10 protein-coding genes and 1 pseudogene are annotated in these 17,587 nt (G+C 71.0%); 6 read left to right on the top strand and 5 right to left on the bottom strand.

The genetic code is table 11. The annotated features are described in order from the left end of the window. Positions 1–220: 220 nt before the first annotated feature. Entirely contained in the window at positions 221–1,930 is a 1,710-nt protein-coding gene (locus G6R25_RS11535) for a hybrid sensor histidine kinase/response regulator (RefSeq protein WP_163552975.1), read from the bottom strand. A gap of 227 nt (positions 1,931–2,157) precedes the next feature. On the opposite strand from G6R25_RS11535, the gene G6R25_RS11530 reads away from it, so the two are divergent. Continuing rightward, a complete protein-coding gene (locus G6R25_RS11530; protein WP_163552974.1) occupies positions 2,158–2,463 on the top strand; it encodes an MTH1187 family thiamine-binding protein in 306 nt (101 codons plus the stop codon). A gap of 161 nt (positions 2,464–2,624) precedes the next feature. Beyond that, a pseudogene (locus tag G6R25_RS11525) lies at positions 2,625–3,481 on the top strand (tetratricopeptide repeat protein). Between the two features lie 134 nt (positions 3,482–3,615). Here the strand turns inward: G6R25_RS11525 and glgB are convergent. The 4 genes from glgB to G6R25_RS11505 all read right to left on the bottom strand — a co-directional run bounded on the left by glgB (position 3,616) and on the right by G6R25_RS11505 (position 11,576). Further along, on the bottom strand, positions 3,616–6,246 hold the full coding sequence (gene glgB / locus G6R25_RS11520) for a 1,4-alpha-glucan branching protein GlgB (RefSeq protein WP_473246891.1): 2,631 nt from the start codon (positions 6,244–6,246) through the stop codon (positions 3,616–3,618). Continuing rightward, the gene (locus G6R25_RS11515) at positions 6,243–7,613 is read right to left on the bottom strand and encodes a maltokinase N-terminal cap-like domain-containing protein (RefSeq protein ID WP_163552972.1); all 1,371 of its coding nucleotides are present in this window, start codon (positions 7,611–7,613) and stop codon (positions 6,243–6,245) included. The genes glgB and G6R25_RS11515 overlap by 4 nt, the downstream gene beginning before the upstream one ends. A 229-nt stretch (positions 7,614–7,842) precedes the next feature. Beyond that, the gene (gene treS, locus G6R25_RS11510; RefSeq protein WP_205447061.1) at positions 7,843–9,567 is read right to left on the bottom strand and encodes a maltose alpha-D-glucosyltransferase; all 1,725 of its coding nucleotides are present in this window, start codon (positions 9,565–9,567) and stop codon (positions 7,843–7,845) included. Beyond that, positions 9,567–11,576: an alpha-1,4-glucan--maltose-1-phosphate maltosyltransferase gene (locus G6R25_RS11505; RefSeq protein ID WP_163552976.1), complete on the bottom strand. Its 2,010-nt coding sequence runs from the start codon at positions 11,574–11,576 to the stop codon at positions 9,567–9,569. Before G6R25_RS11505 ends, treS begins: the two co-directional genes overlap by 1 nt. 730 nt (positions 11,577–12,306) lie before the next feature. Here G6R25_RS11505 and G6R25_RS11500 point away from each other — a divergent pair. The 4 genes from G6R25_RS11500 (at position 12,307) to G6R25_RS26805 (ending at position 17,446) form a co-directional block, all read left to right on the top strand. Then, the gene (locus tag G6R25_RS11500; RefSeq protein WP_163552970.1) at positions 12,307–12,882 is read left to right on the top strand and encodes a TerD family protein; all 576 of its coding nucleotides are present in this window, start codon (positions 12,307–12,309) and stop codon (positions 12,880–12,882) included. Positions 12,883–13,268: 386 nt separating this feature from the next. Then, on the top strand, positions 13,269–14,459 hold the full coding sequence (locus G6R25_RS11495; protein ID WP_163552969.1) for a DUF475 domain-containing protein: 1,191 nt from the start codon (positions 13,269–13,271) through the stop codon (positions 14,457–14,459). Positions 14,460–14,684: 225 nt separating this feature from the next. After that, positions 14,685–15,365, top strand: coding sequence for a TerD family protein (locus tag G6R25_RS11490; protein WP_163552968.1), 681 nt, complete (start codon positions 14,685–14,687; stop codon positions 15,363–15,365). 68 nt (positions 15,366–15,433) lie between these two features. Continuing rightward, positions 15,434–17,446: a hypothetical protein gene (locus tag G6R25_RS26805; RefSeq protein ID WP_235948106.1), complete on the top strand. Its 2,013-nt coding sequence runs from the start codon at positions 15,434–15,436 to the stop codon at positions 17,444–17,446. Positions 17,447–17,587: the final 141 nt, after the last annotated feature.

The raw sequence follows: 17,587 nt of genomic DNA, 5'->3' as shown, positions 1-17,587 counted from the left end.
ACACTCCGCGATCACCACCATGGTCGCGGCCGCGTGACACGGTCATGCAGATTCCGCGGAACCGCCCCCGACTCGGCCGTGTCCCACCTCCACCCGACGATCAAGGTGTTCCGCGGAACCGGAACCGGAACCGGGACTGGGACCGGGCAGAATCCACTCCAGTCCGACCCGGTGAATTAAAGATCAGTAGCTGAGTGAGTCCGAACCCGGACGGGGCGGGTCAGCGGTGGGCGGTCACCGCGGCGGTGAGGGCGGTCGCGGCGGCCACCAGGCTCGCCGGCTCCAGCGGGAGGGCGAGGATGTCGACCGCGCCGGCGCGGCGCAGGATGGCGCGTTCGTGGGGGTCGGTGTCCTCGGTGAGAACGAAGGCCGGGATGGCGGCCGCGGTGGGGTCCGCCGCGAGCTGGGCGAGCAGTTCGGACGCGGTCGCGTCGGGCAGGTCGTGGTCGAGCAGGATGAACGCCGGCCGCGCGCGGCGCACCGCGTCGACCGCGAGGGCCGCCCGCGGCACGGTGACCGGGTCGGCGGCGAGGCTCTCGGCGAGCATGCCCGCGACCGCTGCCCGCACGGCCGGGTCCCCGCTGACGTGCACGACCCGAAGACCACCAGGAGCCGCCCGGTGCCCGGCCGCGCCGTTTCCGCCACCGGAGACGCCCGCGGGCCGCCCTCCGTAGGCACCCTCGACGGCACCGTCCCGGCGGGCCCGCTCGTTGCCGGCTTCGCCGTACCCCGACTGGCTGCGACCGGCGCGTTCGTGACCGTTCTCGGCATAATGAGCGCGCCCATGACCGGCGTCGCCGTAGCCGGCGCGGCCGTACCCCGCTTCGCGGTAGCCGGAGCCGGAGAGATGATCGCCGAAACCGTCGTCGTCGGAGTCGGGGTCCTCGAAGCGCATGTCGACGGCGTCGAGCACGATGGCGAACACGCTGCCGACCCCGTACCGGCTGGCGACGGTCAGCACCCCGCCCATGGCGGTGACCAGGGCGTGGGACAGCGCGAGCCCCAGCCCGCTGCCCTCGATCCCGCTGTGCTCGGCGCCGAGCCGCTCGAACGGACGGAACAACCGGTCGAGCGTCCGCGGGGACAGGCCCGCGCCGTCGTCCTCGACCTCGATGCGGATCCGAGAGCCGGTGATCGGCACGATGCCGACCCGCACGCTGCCGCCCTCGCGGCCGTACTTCAGGGCGTTGCCGACCAGGTTGAGCAGCACCTGCCACAGTCGGCGGCGGTCCGCGTCGGCGATGAGCGGCACGGCCGGGTCGATCACGCGCCGGATGCTGCGCTGGGCGGCGAGCGGTTCGACCAGCTCCACCACGCCCTGGACGATGTCGAGGACGTTGATCGGGCCCTTGTTGATGTCGCCGCGACCCGCGCGCAGCCGAGCCAGGTCCAGCACGTCGTCGATGAGCGCCTGCATGTGCCGGCCGCCGGTGATGATCCGCTCGACGTCGTCGTGCAGGTCGGAGGTGAGTGGTTCCAGCTCCAGCAGCTGGGCGAAGCCGAGCATCGCGTTGAGCGGGGTGCGCAGCTCATGGCCCAGGCGCGCGATCAGCTCGTCCTTGGCCCGGGAGTCGTTCTCGGCGATCTCGCGGGCGCGCTGGTCGGTGGTGTCGCGGGCGAGCAGGACCAGCCCGCCGTCCGGATCGCGCCGGATGGTCACGTGGTGGGGCACGGTCGCCCCGGTGGGGTCGACCAGACCCACGGAGCCGCGCCACTGCCCGGACTGCGCCAGCGCGGCCGTGACGGCCTCGCCGAGCGCCGCGCGGAACGCCGGGTCGATGACCTCGAGGAGGTCCCGCAGATGCGGGTCGCGGGGGATCCGGTCACCGAGGAACGCGCGGGCCGCGGCACCCAGGTCGGTGACATGACCGTCCGCACCGACGACCACAGCCAGGTCCGTCAGCGCGTCGAGCAGCGTGCGTGGCCCCACCTACGCCTCGTCATCCGTTTTCTTCCACCCCACGGCGGGCAATGGTAGGGCGTGCCGTCAGGGACCGTTGTCCCGGGTTTGCGTAATCGCCCAAGCGGGGGTCGATCGCGCAACTTTTCGTGACAAGTCACTAGCTTACCGACCAATCCGTTTTGTCAACGTAGCAGGCGCGTGGCGCTGCGTCGGAGCGGTGGCCGCGGGGGCACCGGCGTGGTAGGTCTGACCGCATGCTGGTTGCCTTCAGTGTCACGCCTATCGGAACCGGCGAGGGTGTCGCCGAGCTGGTCGCCGAGGCGGTCCGCATCGTGCGCGCCAGTGGCCTGCCGCACAAGACCAACGCCATGTTCACCACGATCGAGGGCGACTGGGACGAGGTGATGGACGTCGTGCGCCGGGCCACCGAGGCCGTCGGCGGCCGTGCCGGCCGGGTCAGCCTTGTGCTCAAGGCGGACCTGCGCCCCGGCGTCAGCGACGCCCTGCACAGCAAGGTGGCGAGCATCGACCGACTGCTCGCCGGGGACGAGGCTGATTGATTCAGGCCGCCGGGCGCCGCGGCGGACAACGGGCCTCGAAAAGTCCTCCGCCGGCAGGGCCGTCAGCCCCGCCCGGATGTCACGATGGAGGCATGCAACGTAGGCCACCAGTCCCATCCGGATCGCCGCGGGGTGCGGGAGGCCCGGGACGACCCGGGCGCATGCCCGACAGCCTCGGCGGTCTGCGCCTCGCCGGCGCCGTCCCGCTGGACCCGAAGCCGGCCCCGTGGTCATCGACGTCACCGAGGAAAGCTTCGCGGGCGACGTCGTCAGCCGCTCGATGCAGGTGCCGGTCGTGCTCGACTTCTGGGCGTCCTGGTGCGGTCCCTGCAAGCAGCTCAGCCCGGTGCTGGAGAAGCTGGCCGTGGCCGACGGCGGCCGCTGGGTTCTCGCCAAGATCGACGTCGATGCCAACCCTGGGCTCGCCCAGGCGGCGGGGGTGCAGGGCATCCCGGCGGTGAAAGCCGTGGTCGGTGGGCGCATCATCGGTGAGTTCACCGGCGCCGTGCCCGAGCGCGAGGTGCGCAACTGGCTCGACCAGCTGCTCTCCCTCGTCGACGAGGCGATGGGCGGGGTGCCCGGTGCGGCGGCCGGGGATCCGGCGCGAGACCCGCATCTGGCAGCGGCGCAGGACGCGCTGGCCCGCGGCGACATCGACACGGCGGTCGAGTCCTACCGGGTCCGCCTCACCGATGCGCTGGGGGACGCGGAGGCGCTCACCGGCCTCGCCCGCGCCGAGCTGCTGCGCCGGGTGCGCGATCACGACCCGGCGGACATCCGCAGGCGGCTCGCGGCCGATCCGGACGACGTCGACGCCGCGATCGCCGCGGCGGACCTGGGCATCGCGCAGGGCGACGTGGCCGGCGCGCTCGCCGGGCTCGTCGCGGTCGTGCGGCGCACGACCGGTCCGCAGCGGGAGCAGGCGCGTGCCCACCTCGTCGACCTGTTCCAGGCGCTCGGCGACACCGAGCCCGCTGTCGCCCCCGCCCGTCGCTCCCTGGCCGCAGCCCTGTTCTGACGTCCGCAGCCGGCCTGCCGTGCTGCCGCGTCTCGTGTCCTTGTCGGCGAGCACTGAGGGGGCGGACGTGATCACCGCACGGTGATCGCGCCCAGCCCCTCGGTGCCGCTGGGACACCCCAGCCGGGTACGGTCCTACTCGGGTGCCAGCCAGACCGACCCGAGCGGCGGCAGCGTCAGGGTCGCGGAGGCGGGCAGGCCGTGGTGGGGCTCCTCGACGGCCTGCACGGCGCCGAAGTTGCCGACGTTGCCGCCGCCGTAGCGCTGCCCGTCGGAGTTGAGCACCTCCCGCCAGCGGCCGGGGAAGGGCAGGCCGAGGCGGTAGCCGTGGTGGCCGACTCCGGCGAAGTTCGTGACGCAGGCCAGTACCCCGCTGTCCGTCACCTCCGCGCCCGCCGGGCCGTTGCCGGCCGTCGGCCTGCCCGCCACGTCGGCTCCGGTCAGCTCGGTTCCGGTCGGGCGGCCGGCGGCGGAGGTTGCGTCCGACCAGCGTAGGAACGAGAACACGTTGTTGGCGGTGTCGTTGGCGTCGATCCAGGAGAAGCCGGTCGGATCGCTGTCCCGACGGTAGAGGGCCGGGGTGGATCGGTACAGCTCGTTGAGGTCCGCCAGCAGGTTGGCCACGCCCCGGTGCGCCGCGTCGCTCAGCAGCGGCCAGTCGAGCGAGGCGGCCTCGTTCCACTCGTTGTCCTGGCCGAACTCGCAGCCCATGAACAGCAGCTTCTTGCCGGGATGCGCCCACATGTAGGCGTAGAGCGCGCGCAGGTTTGCCAGCTGCTCCCACCGGGAGCCCGGCATCTTGCGCAGCAGTGAACCCTTGCCGTGGACGACCTCGTCGTGGCTGAACGGCAGGATGAAGTTCTCCGAGTAGGCGTATACCATCGAGAACGTCATCTGGTGATGGTGGTAGCTGCGGTGCACCGGCTGGCGGGAGTTGTAGTCCAGCGTGTCGTGCATCCAGCCCATGTTCCATTTGAACCCGAACCCGAGCCCGCCGAGATGGGTGGGGCGGGTGACCCCGGGCCAGGCCGTCGACTCCTCGGCGATCATCATGACGCCCGGGAAGCGCCGGTAGACCGTTGCGTTGGTCTCCTGCAGGAACGCCACCGCCTCGAGGTTCTCTCGGCCACCGTGCACGTTCGGCACCCAGCCGCCGTCGGGGCGGGAGTAGTCGAGGTAGAGCATCGAGGCCACGGCGTCGACCCGCAGGCCGTCGATGTGGAACTCCTCGAACCAGTACACGGCGTTGGCGACGAGGAAGTTGCGCACCTCGTTACGGCCGACGTCGAAGACGTAGGTCCCCCAGTCGGGCTGCTCGCCCCGGCGCGGATCGGGGTGCTCGTACAGCGGGGTGCCGTCGAAGCGGCCTAGCGCCCAGGAGTCCCGGGGGAAGTGCGCCGGCACCCAGTCGACGATCACGCCGATGCCGGCGCGGTGCAGCGTGTCGACGAGGTGGCGGAACTCGTCCGGGCTGCCGAAACGCGCCGTCGGGGCGTAGTACGCCGACACCTGGTAACCCCAGGAGCCGCCGAACGGGTGCTCCGCGACGGGCAGCATCTCCACATGTGTGAAGCCGTTGTCCAGGACGTAGGCGGTGAGCTGGTCGGCGAGCTCGAGGTAGGACAGCCCGCGCCGCCACGAGCCCAGGTGGACCTCGTACACGCTGATCGGCTCGGCGTGCCACGCCGTGCGGGCGCGCCGGGCGAGCCAGTCCTGGTCGCCCCACGTGTAGTCCGAGTGGGTGACGACACTTGCGGTGGCGGGCGGGACCTCGGTGCGGAACGCCATCGGGTCGGCCTTCTGCCGCCACACCCCGTCGAAGCCGAGGATCTCGTACTTGTAGCGCAGCCCGACGCCGGCGCCGGGCACGAACAGCTCCCAGATGCCGCTGTGGCCCAGCGAGCGCATCGGGAACGCCCGGCCGTCCCAGAAGTCGAAGTCGCCGACCAGGCGCACCCCTCGTGCCGACGGCGCCCACACGGCGAAGCCCACCCCGGTGACGGTCGCACCGCCCGGGGTTGTCAGCTCGCGCAGGTGCGCTCCGAGCACCCTCCAGAGCTCCTCGTGCCGGCCCTCGCTGATCAGGTGCAGGTCCACTTCGCCGAGAGTCGGCAGGTGGCGGTAGGGGTCGTCGACGACGTGTGAGTCGTGCGGGTAGGCCACCTCGACGTGGTAGTCGGGCAGGATCCCCGGCAGCGCCACGGCGAACACCCCGCCGCTGTGCAGCCGGGTCGTCGGGTGGCGGTCCTCGCCGACGAGCACGGTCACGGCGCTCGCGTCGGGACGCAGCACCCGCACGACGGTCGTGTCCCCGGCCGGGTGCGCCCCGAGCAGCGCGTGCGGGTCGTGGTGGGTGCCGTTGACGAGCCGTTCCAGGTTCTCCCGGGCCAGGCCGATCGACGCGGCCGGCGCCTGCGCGGTGGCGCCGGCCGCGTCGGGGCCGCCCGGGGTCGGCTGGTCGCCCACCGCCGCCGGTGCGCCCGTCGCCGTCGGCGCGGCGGTGTCCGCGTCGTCGAGGTCGCGAAGGCGTCCCGGCTCCCGGTCGGCCAGAGCCACGCGGCCCGATCGGCCGCGGACCGGTGCGCTCGCCGGATCGAGGTCGGGCCGGCCGGTGATCTGCCCGGCGCCGCGGTGTCCCGTCCGCGCCGTGCCGTTGTTGACGTCGCCGTTGTTCACTGGGACACCCCTGCCTCTCTCTTCGCGATGGGGCTGATGGTCTGGCTGACCGGTGTCGGCGGCGGGTCGATCCGCCCCGCGCCCGTTCATTCGGTCGGCGGGTGGGTCTGGGCGAGCCGCTGCACCGAGGCCATCGGGATGCCGATCCACCCCGGCCGGTGATGCACCTCGTACAGCACCTCGTAGACGGCCTTGTCGAGCTCGAACGCGCGCAGCATCGCCGCGTCCTCCTGCGGGTCGCGACCGGCCACGGCGCCGTACCCCCGGCAGAACGCTTCCCGGTTGCGGTCGGCCCACTCCTGGGCCCGGTAGACTAGCGCGGGTTCGTCGCCTCGCTCCAGCAGCATGGAACGGGCCGCGTAATCGAACGAGCGCAGCATTCCGGCGACGTCGCGCAGCGGTGACTCCAACCCCACCCGCTCGGTGACCGGGCGGGCCGGCTCGCCCTCGAAGTCGAACAGCACCCAGCCCGAGTCGACCCGAAGGACCTGGCCGAGATGCAGGTCGCCGTGCAGTCGCTGAAACGGCCGGGGGTGGACGACCGACGGCGCCGCGCCGGTCAGCTCGTCGTAGCACTTGCGCACGGCGGTCTCGAAGGGGCGCAGCTCGGCGATCGCCTCGACGGCGGTGTCGAGGCGGCCGTGCAGGTAGGTCACCAGGGCGCGCAGCGCGTCCGCGGTGGGCTGGCGCGTCGGCAGCGCCCGGGCGAGGTCCGCGTGCACCTCGGCGGTGGCCGCGCCGAGCCGCTCGGCCTCCGCGGAGAAGTCCCCGCCGACTTCGTCGGCGTGCAGGTCGGCCTCGGCGTAGAGGTCGCGCACGCTGGCCAGTGCCAGCCGCCAGCCCTCGGTTCTGCTGCGCAGGTACTCCTGGAGGAAACCGAACGTGGTCGGCTGCCCCTCGAGCTCCCCGGAGAACCACGCGACCGGGGCGGCGATGTGCGTGCTGCCGGATTCGGCGAGGGCCCGGGTGACCTCCAGGTCCGGGTTGAGGCCCGGCCAGAGCCGGCGGAACACCTTGAGGATGTAGGCGTCCCCGTAGATGATCGAGGTGTTGGACTGTTCCGTGCCGACGGCGTGCGCGGGCAGATCTTCCAGCACCCGCGTCGACTCGGCGACGAGGTCGTCCCGGCGGGCGGAGCGGCCGAGGAACTGCAGCAGGGCGGCGCTGCCGTCGGGGTCGTGCAGCCCATCGTACACCAGCCCGCCGCCGCACTCGCCGATCAGGAAACCCTCGTGGCCGAAGGGGGCGTCGGCCCGGATCACCATGGGCACCTGGTAGTGGTCCGGCGGCCCGTGGTCGTAGTCGACGTCTACGACGAGCAGCCGCAGCGGCTCGAAGACGGAGATGTCCCGGCGGATCCGGATCCGCCCGACGCCGCGGCCCTTGCCGGCGAACCAGCGCTGTCGAGGAAGCCAGTCGGTCAGCAGTCCGGTCAGCTCGGCGTGGTGGTCACCCATCCTCGACCTCCCGATGCCTGTGCTCGACGATCATCGTGTGCACCTAACGTCGAAATATCCCGAAAGATTACCTTTCGTCGGGCGTGTCGCGCGTACCTCCGCGGCGACCTCGGTGTTCCCGCCGGTGGCGTTCCGCGGTTCGCCGGCCGGCCCCCGGTCTCACCTGACCCGGCCATCGTCACCAAGGTCGGGTCCTGCGTCCTACTCTCCCCCCGACGGCCTCAGGGGGCTAGGGGGTGAATTCCCCCGGTACGGTCAACGCGAACCAGTAATGTCCGTGTCCGGGCAACGTCAGAAGGTACGGGAGCTCGCCGATCGGCGGGAAGTGCACCCGGCCGAGCAGCTCGACGGGCACCAATCCCTCGAACCGCCGCAGATCGAGCTCCACCGGCTGGGCGAAGCGGGACAGGTTCGCGACGCACAGCACCCGGTCGTCGCCGAATTCGCGGACGAACGCGAAGACCGACGGATTGGACGCGGCCAGCTCCTCGTACGTGCCCAGACCGAAGACGGGATGGCGCTTGCGCACCTCGATCATCCGTTTGGTCCAGGCCAGGAACGACGTCGGCATCCGCTGGCCGGCCTCGACGTTGAGGGCCTGATAGCCGTATACCGGGTCCATGATCAGAGGCAGGTAGAGTCGGGCCGGGTCGGACGTGGAGAAGCCGGCGTTGCGGTCGGGCGACCACTGCATCGGGGTGCGCACGCTGTCCCGGTCGCCGAGGTAGATGTTGTCGCCCATGCCGATCTCGTCGCCGTAATACAGCACCGGGGAACCCGGCAGCGACAGCAGCAGGGCGGTGAACAGCTCCATCTGGTCGCGGCTGTTGTCGAGCAGCGGGGCCAGCCGGCGGCGGATGCCGATGTTCGCCTTCATGCGGGGGTCCTTGGCGTACTCCGCCCACATGTAGTCGCGCTCGTCGTCGGTCACCATCTCCAGGGTCAGCTCGTCGTGGTTGCGCAGGAAGATCCCCCACTGGCAGTTCGGTGGGATCTGCGGCGTCTGGGCGAGGATCTCGGAGATGGGATAGCGCGACTCCCGGCGCACCGCCATGAAGATGCGCGGCATCAGGGGGAAGTGGAACGCCATGTGGCACTCGTCGTCGTTGCCGAAGTACTCGACGACGTCGGAGGGCCACTGGTTGGCCTCGGCGAGCAGCACCCGGTCGGCGTACTTCGCGTCGACCTCCTTGCGGACCCGCCGGAGGTACTCGTGGGTCTCCGGCAGGTTCTCGCCGTTGGTGCCGTCCCGCACGTAGAGGTACGGTACCGCGTCGAGCCGGAAACCGTCGATGCCGAGGTCCAGCCAGAAGCGCAGGACCTCCAGCATCGCCTCCTGGACATCGGGGTTGTCGTAGTTCAGGTCGGGCTGGTGGGAGAAGAAGCGGTGCCAGTAGTACTGGCCACGCACCGGGTCCCAGGACCAGTTCGACTTCTCCGTGTCCACGAAGATGATCCGCGCCTCGGGATACCGCTCGTCCGTGTCAGACCAGACGTAGAAGTCCCCGAACGGCCCCTCCGGATCGGACCGGGACGCCTGGAACCACGGGTGGGCGTCGGAGGTGTGATTCATCACCAGGTCGGCGATGATCCGGATGCCGCGACGGTGCGCCTCGTCGACGAGGCTGACGAAATCGCCGAGGTCACCGAACTCCGGCAGAATCTGGAAGTAGTCGCTGATGTCGTAACCGCCGTCGCGCAGCGGCGAGGAATAGATCGGCAGCAGCCACAGGCAGTCGACGCCGAGCCACTCCAGATAGTCGAGCTTGGAGATCAGACCGCGGATGTCGCCCGTGCCGTCGCCGTTGGAGTCGGCGAAACCCCGGATGAGCACCTCGTAGAACACGGCCCGCTTGAACCAGTACGGGTCGCGGGAGGTATCTCTGACGAGACCGGCGGGGGCCGGACGGGGGGTGTCGTCGCCGATGGGCTCGCTGAGTGGCTCCGGCTCCATCACGACCGGGCCCGCACGGTGAGGATATGTGCGGGCTCGACCGACGGATCGAGCCGGACGTAGTTGTCCCGGCTCCACTGGTAGGTCTCGCCGGTGATCTCGTCGGTCACGTCGAAGGAGTCGTCCCAGCCGAGGCCCAGGGCGGGCATGTCGAGGCGCACTGTGGTCTCCCGCGCTTCGTGCGGGTCGAGGTTGACGATGACGAGCACGGTGTCGCCTGAACCGTCCGGCCTGGCTGGGCCGTCCACCTCGGCCAGCCGCTTGGAGTAGACGATGAACTCGTCGCCGTCGGCGTGGTGCAGGTGCAGGTTGCGCAGCCAGTGCAGCGCCGGGTGGGCTCGGCGGATCTGGTTGAGCCGGGTCAGGTAGGGCGCGAGCGAGCGGCCCTCGCGCTCGGCCGCCACCCAGTCCCGCGGCCGGTACTGGTACTTCTCCGAGTCGAGGTACTCCTCGCTGCCCGGCCGGACCGGGGCGTTCTCATACAGCTCGTAGCCGGCGTACACACCCCAGGTCGGCGACATCGTGGCCGCGAGCGCCGCCCGGATCCGGAACGCTGCGGGCCCGCCCTCCTGCAGGTAGCCCGGCAGGATGTCCGGGGTGTTCACGAAGAAGTTCGGCCGCATGTAGTGGGCGGCTTCGATCAGCTCCTGGGCGTACTCCTCGAGCTCCCATTTCTGGTTGCGCCAGGTGAAGTACGTATAGGACTGGGTGAAACCGATCTTGGCGAGGGTATGCATCATCGCCGGCCGGGTGAACGCCTCGGCGAGGAACAGCACATCCGGCTCGGTGGCCTTCACCTGGCCGATGAGCCACTCCCAGAACTCGACCGGCTTGGTGTGCGGGTTGTCCACCCGGAAAATTCGCACTCCGTGCGCGGTCCAGTGCCGGACGACCCGCAGAATCTCCTGGTACAGCCCGGTCGGGTCGGTGTCGAAGTTCAGCGAGTAGATGTCCTGGTACTTCTTCGGCGGATTCTCCGCATAGGCAATCGAGCCGTCGCTGCGCACGACGAACCACTCCAGGTGGTGCTTCGCCCACGGATGGTCCGGCGCGCACTGCAGGGCGAGATCCAGGGCGATCTCCATGCCCAGGGAGCGGGCCCGCGCCACGAACAGGTTGAAGTCCTCGATCGTCCCCAGGTCCGGGTGCACGGCGTCGTGGCCGCCGTGCTCGCTGCCGATCGCCCAGGGCGAGCCGGGATCGTCCGGGCCGGGAACGAGGGTGTTGTTCGGGCCCTTGCGGTTGATCTCGCCGACCGGGTGGATCGGCGGCAGATACACCACGTCGAAGCCCATCGCGGCGATAGCCGGTAGGCGCCCGGTGGCGGTGAGGAAGGTCCCCGAGCGCGGCGGGTCGAGGGTCGCCCCCTCCGAGCGCGGGAACATCTCGTACCAGCTCCCGTACAGCGCCCGGGGCCGGTCGACCCAGATCCGGTACAAGGAGGAGCGGGTGACCAGCTCGCGCAGTGGGAAGGCGGCCAGCAGGCTCGTCAGCCGAGGGTCGAGGGCGGCGGCGATCCGTTCGTGGGGATCATCGCGGGTGTCGTCACGCAACGCCGCCACCGCCCGGGCGAGCTCGGCGCGGCGCCCCTCCGGCACGCCCGGCAGCGCTCGCAGCAGCAGCCGCGCGCCGTCCTCCAGGTCGACCGCGAGCTCGTCGACGCTCTGCCCCGCGCCGACCTTGAGCTTGATGCCGTGCTGCCAGGTGGCGACCGGATCCGACCACGCCTCGACGCGGTACCCCCACAGGCCCTCGCCGCCGGCAGTGATCTCCGCCTCGAGCCGGTCGGTCCCGACACCGGCGGAATGCATGCGGATGAACGGCGCGCCCTGGCCGTCGGGACCCGACAGCACGACGTTCGCCCCGATGAGGTCGTGACCCTCGCGGAACACGGTCGCACCGACGGTGAGATTTTCGCCCACGACCGCGCGCGCGGACGACTGCCCGCACGACACGCCCGGGGTCACATCGGAGATGACTACCCGGCCTACTGAACGTCCGATCATCATGGCGACCTTATCCAGACGAACCACACCTCAATGGTCCGCCCTGCACGTGGCGGATAGCGACACCTCTGCGTGAACTGCTTGCAGCCTTCGGATGGGTGATTGTTGGCGTTGGGGTGGGTGCGCCGGCCCCGTCCGGATGGTTCCGCCGAAGCCGATGTTCCCCAGTTGCGGCGTCCACGAACGTCGGAACCTCGTCTGTTGTGCCGTCCGGCGTGCACTTTCGCTGCCGCACCGGTGACAGTGGCGGGCCGGGCACGGGTTTGGCGGACCCGTCAATTGTTGATGATGCGTTGGGTGACTGGGTGGTTCATGTTCCACCCGCGTTACCGGCGCGTGAAGTGACCGCCCGATCGGGTCATCGCGGGTCGGGTCCGGGTCCTGTCGGATTCGCGACGGCGCGCGGGCCCGCGGCCCGGTATACCGGTGCGGGCCGGCCGGCCGTGCCGCGGTGATGGGGAGCGCGACCTGGACAGGTCGGACGCCGCGGTCACGGGTGGACCGCCAGTGGGAACCTCGCGCGTTACTCGTTCGTCCCGCAGAGCACACGTACCCCGGCAGGTGGCTTCGCGGGCGGAGAGTGACCGCGCCGTTCGCGCCGGGCAGTAGGCTGCCGGCGCCCGGCCGCCGGGGTACCGGGGTCACCCGGGGGGCGTACCGCGCTCCCGTACAGCGGCCGCCGCCCCGCGTGGTGGCCCCCAGACAACGCAGTCGACGCACAGCAGGAGGAACAGTGGGAGTCAGTCTCAGCAAGGGCGGCAACGTGTCGCTGTCCAAGGAGGCGCCCGGCCTGACCAACATCGTGGTCGGCCTCGGCTGGGACGTGCGCAGCACGACCGGCGCCGACTTCGACCTCGACGCCAGCGCCATCGCGTGCCGCGCCGACGGCAAGGTCGTCTCGGACGGGCACTTCGTCTTCTTCAACAACCTCAAGAGCCCCGAGGGCGCGATCGAGCACCAGGGCGACAACCTCACCGGTGAGGGCGAGGGCGACGATGAGGCCATCTCCGTGAACCTCGCGTCGCTGCCCACGGAGATCGACAAGATCGTGTTCCCGGTCTCCATCTACGACGCGGACTCACGCCAGCAGAGCTTCGGTCAGGTCCGCAACGCCTTCATCCGTATCGTCAACGGCGCCGGCGGCACCGAGATCGCCCGCTACGACCTCACCGAGGATGCCTCCACCGAGACGGCGATGGTCTTCGGCGAGGTCTACCGGCACGGGGCGGACTGGAAGTTCCGCGCCGTCGGCCAGGGCTACGCCTCGGGCCTGGCCGGCATCGCCCGCGACTTCGGCGTCAACGTCTGACCCGGTCCGCATCACTGCGCACCACGCCGGGCACCGTGCCCGGCGACCGGGTGGCCGGGGCTGGTCCTGTGACCGGCTCCGGCCGCCCCGCAGGCGCCCGTCCGCCGGCCCGGGACGACCGGTGGCCACGCAACGTGCTCCATCACCTGGCGTGTGTGGAGGTAGTGCGCGGGTAGGGGCGTGCTTATTCGGTGTAACCCATTTGTCAGGTCGCACCCACCGGACGAGCAGCTACGATGCCGTCGACCGCCGCTCCGGGCCAACCGGCCGCGGGCCGACGCGGTCTCCGGCGAGTTCAGGCGACGTGGCGGGATCCGACGGACCGCGGATCCGCCCGCGCGGCGCGACCGGGGTCTGGCGATCGGTCCGGGAAGGTGTTGATAGGCGTGCACGCCTTGCGGATCTTCGGGTGGTCGTTGGTGATCACCGCGATCGGGGTGGCCGGAGCGGGGGTGATCGGCAGCCCGCGGGATGCGGCCATCGTGGCCATCCTTGCCGTGCTCGAGATCAGCCTCTCCTTCGACAATGCGGTCATCAACGCGACGATCCTGCGCCGGATGAACCCGTTCTGGCAGAAGCTCTTTCTGACGTTGGGCGTCCTCATCGCCGTGTTCGGCATGCGGCTGCTCTTCCCGATCATCATCGTGGCGCTGACCGCGCACCTCGGCCCGGTCAAGGTCTTCGACCTGGCGCTCAACGACAGCGCGCAGTACGCGGAGAAGCTCGGTGACGCGCACCCGGCGATCGCCGCGTTCGGCGGGATCTTCCTGTTCATGCTGTTCCTGGACTTCCTGTTCGACACCGAGCGGGAGGTTCAGTGGATCAAGAAGCTGGAGGAGCCGCTGCGGCGCGCCGGCCAGCTCGACGTGATCCCGACCGTGATCGGCCTCATCGCGCTGCTCGTCGTGGGCGAGGCGTTCTCCGGTGACCACACCCAGCAGGTGCTGACCGCGGGCGTCGCCGGCCTGGCCACCTACCTCGGGGTGCGTGGCCTCGGGGAGTTCTTCGAGGCACGCGGAGTCGGCGCCGAGGAGGACGACGACAGCGCCGACGCCGAGGTCGCCGGGGACTCCGGGAAGTCGGCCGGCACCCCGCGTTCCTCCGGGCCACCGAAGCTGGTGCTCGCCACCGGAAAGGCGGCCGCCTTCCTGTTCCTCTACCTGGAGGTCATCGACGCGTCGTTCTCGTTCGACGGCGTCGTCGGCGCGTTCGCGATCTCCCAGAACATCTTCGTCATCGCCACCGGCCTGGGCATCGGCGCGATGTACATCCGGTCGCTGACCGTGTACCTCGTCCGCCGGGGCACCCTGTCCGAGTACATCTACCTCGAACACGGCGCGCACTACGCCATCGGTGCGTTGGCGATCATCCTCGCCATCTCGATCGAGACCGAGGTCCCGGAGATCGTCACCGGCCTGGTGGGAGTGGCCTTCATCGGCCTGGCGCTGGTGTCGTCCATCCTGCACCGCCGCCAGCACGCCGGTTCGGCCTCCGACGACTCCGCCGGCCCGGTCAGGAGCGACGAGGGCGAAGGCGGTCAGGGTCAGCCGCGTGAGGCGGTGAGCGCGCCGCTGTAACGCCGCCGCGACCGGCCGCAGGTACGGCCGGCGGGCGGAGCACCGGCCGTCTCGCTCATCGCGCGGGCGTCGCGGTCTGGAGCGGTCCACCGCGGATGTGACATCGTCGGGGCGACATCGGCGCAGCCGGCGACCATCCACCCACCGGATGTATCCGTCCGTCCACTGGCCGTATCCGTCCACCGATTGCAGATCACCAATCCGGCAACCGCGAAGGAGCGGACCATGGGCATCGACTACTCCAAGCGTCCCAGCGCGCCACCGGCCGGCTCCGGACCGGTTTCGCTGAGCAAGCTGACGCTGACGAAGTCCGCGCCATCTGTGTCGCTGAGCAAGCAGGGCGGCGGTGGCCGGCTACACGTCAACCTCAACTGGAACCAGAATCCGGCCGGCGGTCAGCAGCAGAAGGGCGGCTTTCTCAAGCGGGTGCTCGGCGCCGCCGGTGGGGGCATCGATCTGGACCTGGCCGCGCTGTTCGAGCTCGCCGACGGCCGCTCCGGCGTGGTCCAGGCGTTGGGCGACGCGTTCGGCTCCTTCGACGGCCCCCCCTACGTCAACCTGGACGCGGACGACCGGACCGGGGCCGCCGTGGGCGGCGAGAACCTCTACGTCAACCTCGCGCAGATCGGCCAGATCCGCCGGCTGCTCGTGTTCGCCTTCATCTACCAGGGCGTGGCCTCGTTCGATCAGGCCGACGCAGTGGTAACCCTGACGCCCGCTCAGGGTGCCCCGATCGAGGTACGCCTTGACGAGCAGGCCGGTGGCGCACGGATGTGCGCGATCGCCCTGCTGACCAACACCGGCAATGACTTCACGGTCAGCCGCGAGGTCCGGTACGTCAGCGGCCACCGCGAACTCGACCAGGCATACGGCTGGGGGCTGGACTGGACCGCCGGCCGTAAGTGAGACACGCCGGTACCTCGCGATGACCCCCCCCGGTCCCGCCGCCCGGCGGCGAGGAGGATCGATACTCGATGTTCCAGCCACGCCGCGATCCCGCGTCCCGCGGCCGGGGAAGCTGGTTCCCGCCCGGCGGGGCGGGCTCCGGCCCACCGGGCGCGGAGGTTCCCGACCCCTCGGTTCCGGATCCGTTGGAGCCCGACCCGTTGGAGCCGGATCCGCTGTCGGTCGCCGGTGACCCGGGAGGGGACCCGCGGGGGGCGCGGGATGGGTTGGAGCCGTATGGCTCTGGCGGTTACTCGCCGTGGCGAGGACCGAATCGTTCCACCCAGGACGGGGCTGCGCCGGACCGGGCCGCGCCGGACCGGACAGCTTTCGAGCGGTCGGAGCGGGACGTCGGGCCCCTGCGTGACGACCTTCTTCGCGGCTGGAATGCGGGGCCGGTCGGCCGAGGCCCGGAGGACTATTTCGCCCCGCCCGAGCGCACCCACCGCTCCGGCGGCTCCCAGGAGGCTGGCGGGGGGACGACTCCCGGGCCCGGCACCCACTGGGACGAGTCCGTGCCAACAGGGGTGCGCGGATTCGGGGTGCCCGCGCTCGGCTCGGCTCCGCTGCTCGACCCTTATGCGCGCGGGGGACGCGATCGTCCCGGTGCCCTGGACCCCCGCCGCGCCGATGACCCCCAGCACCTGGCCGAATCCGTCCACCACGCTGCAGCGGACCCCGCCTACCAGGCCGATCCCGGGCGTCAGGTGGATGCCGCGGATCAGGAAGACCTCGGCTACGAGGCCGACCTCGCGGATCCAGACCACCCCGGCCGTGTCGAGCAGGCATGGGCGGGGGGCGTCGAGCTGGACGCCGAGTCGGACCCGGGCGGCCCGCGGTTCGCCGGCGCCCGGCGCCCGTACCCGCAGGAACTTGAGCACTCCCGCCGCCTGGACTATCCGGACCTGCTCGCGGCGGGAGAGCGCGACAGCTCGGGCGAGTACCCGCACGGAGTGCAGCCCGACGACCAGATGGTGGCGGCGTCCGGAGGGTATGCCGATCTCGCCGGGCCGGCGGGCGGCGCTGGGTCGGCGGGCGAGGCGTGGAGGTCCGACGAGGTCGAGACGACCGCGCTCGGCGTCGACGACGAGGCGTTGCGAGGGGCAGGTTTCGCGGTACCGCCGGCGACGGGTACCCCGCCCGCACCCGGCGGATATTCCGCTGCTGCTGAGCAGGACGGGGGCGGGAACGCCACCTCCGACCCGAACCCCGGGGACGACCCGTACTCCGGGTATCCCCGATATGATCTTCCCGAGCCCGGCGGCCGTTGGGAGGACGCCAGGGCTGGCAGCGAGGATGTTCTACCCCCGGGCGATGTCCTCGCGACATACGATGCCGTAGGCGAGCCGGTGGGCTCGCCCGTTTCCGGCCCCGACGACGATATGGACGAGGTGTTGGCGGTGGCAGTCGACCGGGGCGCCGGTCGGGGGGGCGAAGACGGTCGTGGCCAGGACGCCGGCCGCGACGAGGCCGTCGAACGGCCCTGGGCGTCCGGGCGCGCAGAAGACTCCGCGGCGCCGCCTCCCCTGCGCGGCGGGCGGCCGGTCACCGGGCCGGTGGGGGACGGCGATCTTGCCGGGTCGATCGGCGCGATCCAGGCGGTGGCAATTGAGCGCCTCGCCAGCCAGCTCGACGAGCTCGCCCGGCTGCGCCGCCACGACGCGGAGCTGGTGGACCGGCTGCACGCGGAGAACAGCCGGCTGCGCGCCGGTGAGCTCACCGAGGCGATGGCGCCGCTGCTGCGGGGCCTGATCCGGCTGCACGATCAGATGGGTAGCCTGGGGGCGGACGATCCGCAAAGCGTCGCCGGCATCCTGCGCAAGCAGCTGCTCCAGGTGCTGGATCTGGCCGTGGACGTGCGGCCTTACACGGCGGTACCGGGCGGGACCTTCGACCCGGCGCGGCATCTGGGTCTGCGGTGGGTGGCCACGGACGATCCGGGACGGGACGGGACCATCGCCCGCACCGTGCGCCCCGGCTTCGTCCGCGGCGAGACGACCGTCGTCCGGCCCGCGGAGACCGAGGTCTACCGGTCGCGCTGAGTCGCGATGGCGGCGAACGCTGACCATGAAACGTAGCGCGCAGGCCCCGTCGTTCAGGGCGGGGTTGGCGCATCAACAACAGTGCCGGCCCGTCGAACAGGTGTGCTATTTTGATGGCTATGGGAAGCCGGGTGGTGAAGT

The organism is Candidatus Frankia alpina (genome assembly GCF_902806485.1).
GTDB lineage: Bacteria > Actinomycetota > Actinomycetes > Frankiales > Frankiaceae > Frankia > Frankia alpina.
This window is presented reverse-complemented; position numbering and strand designations above follow the sequence as displayed.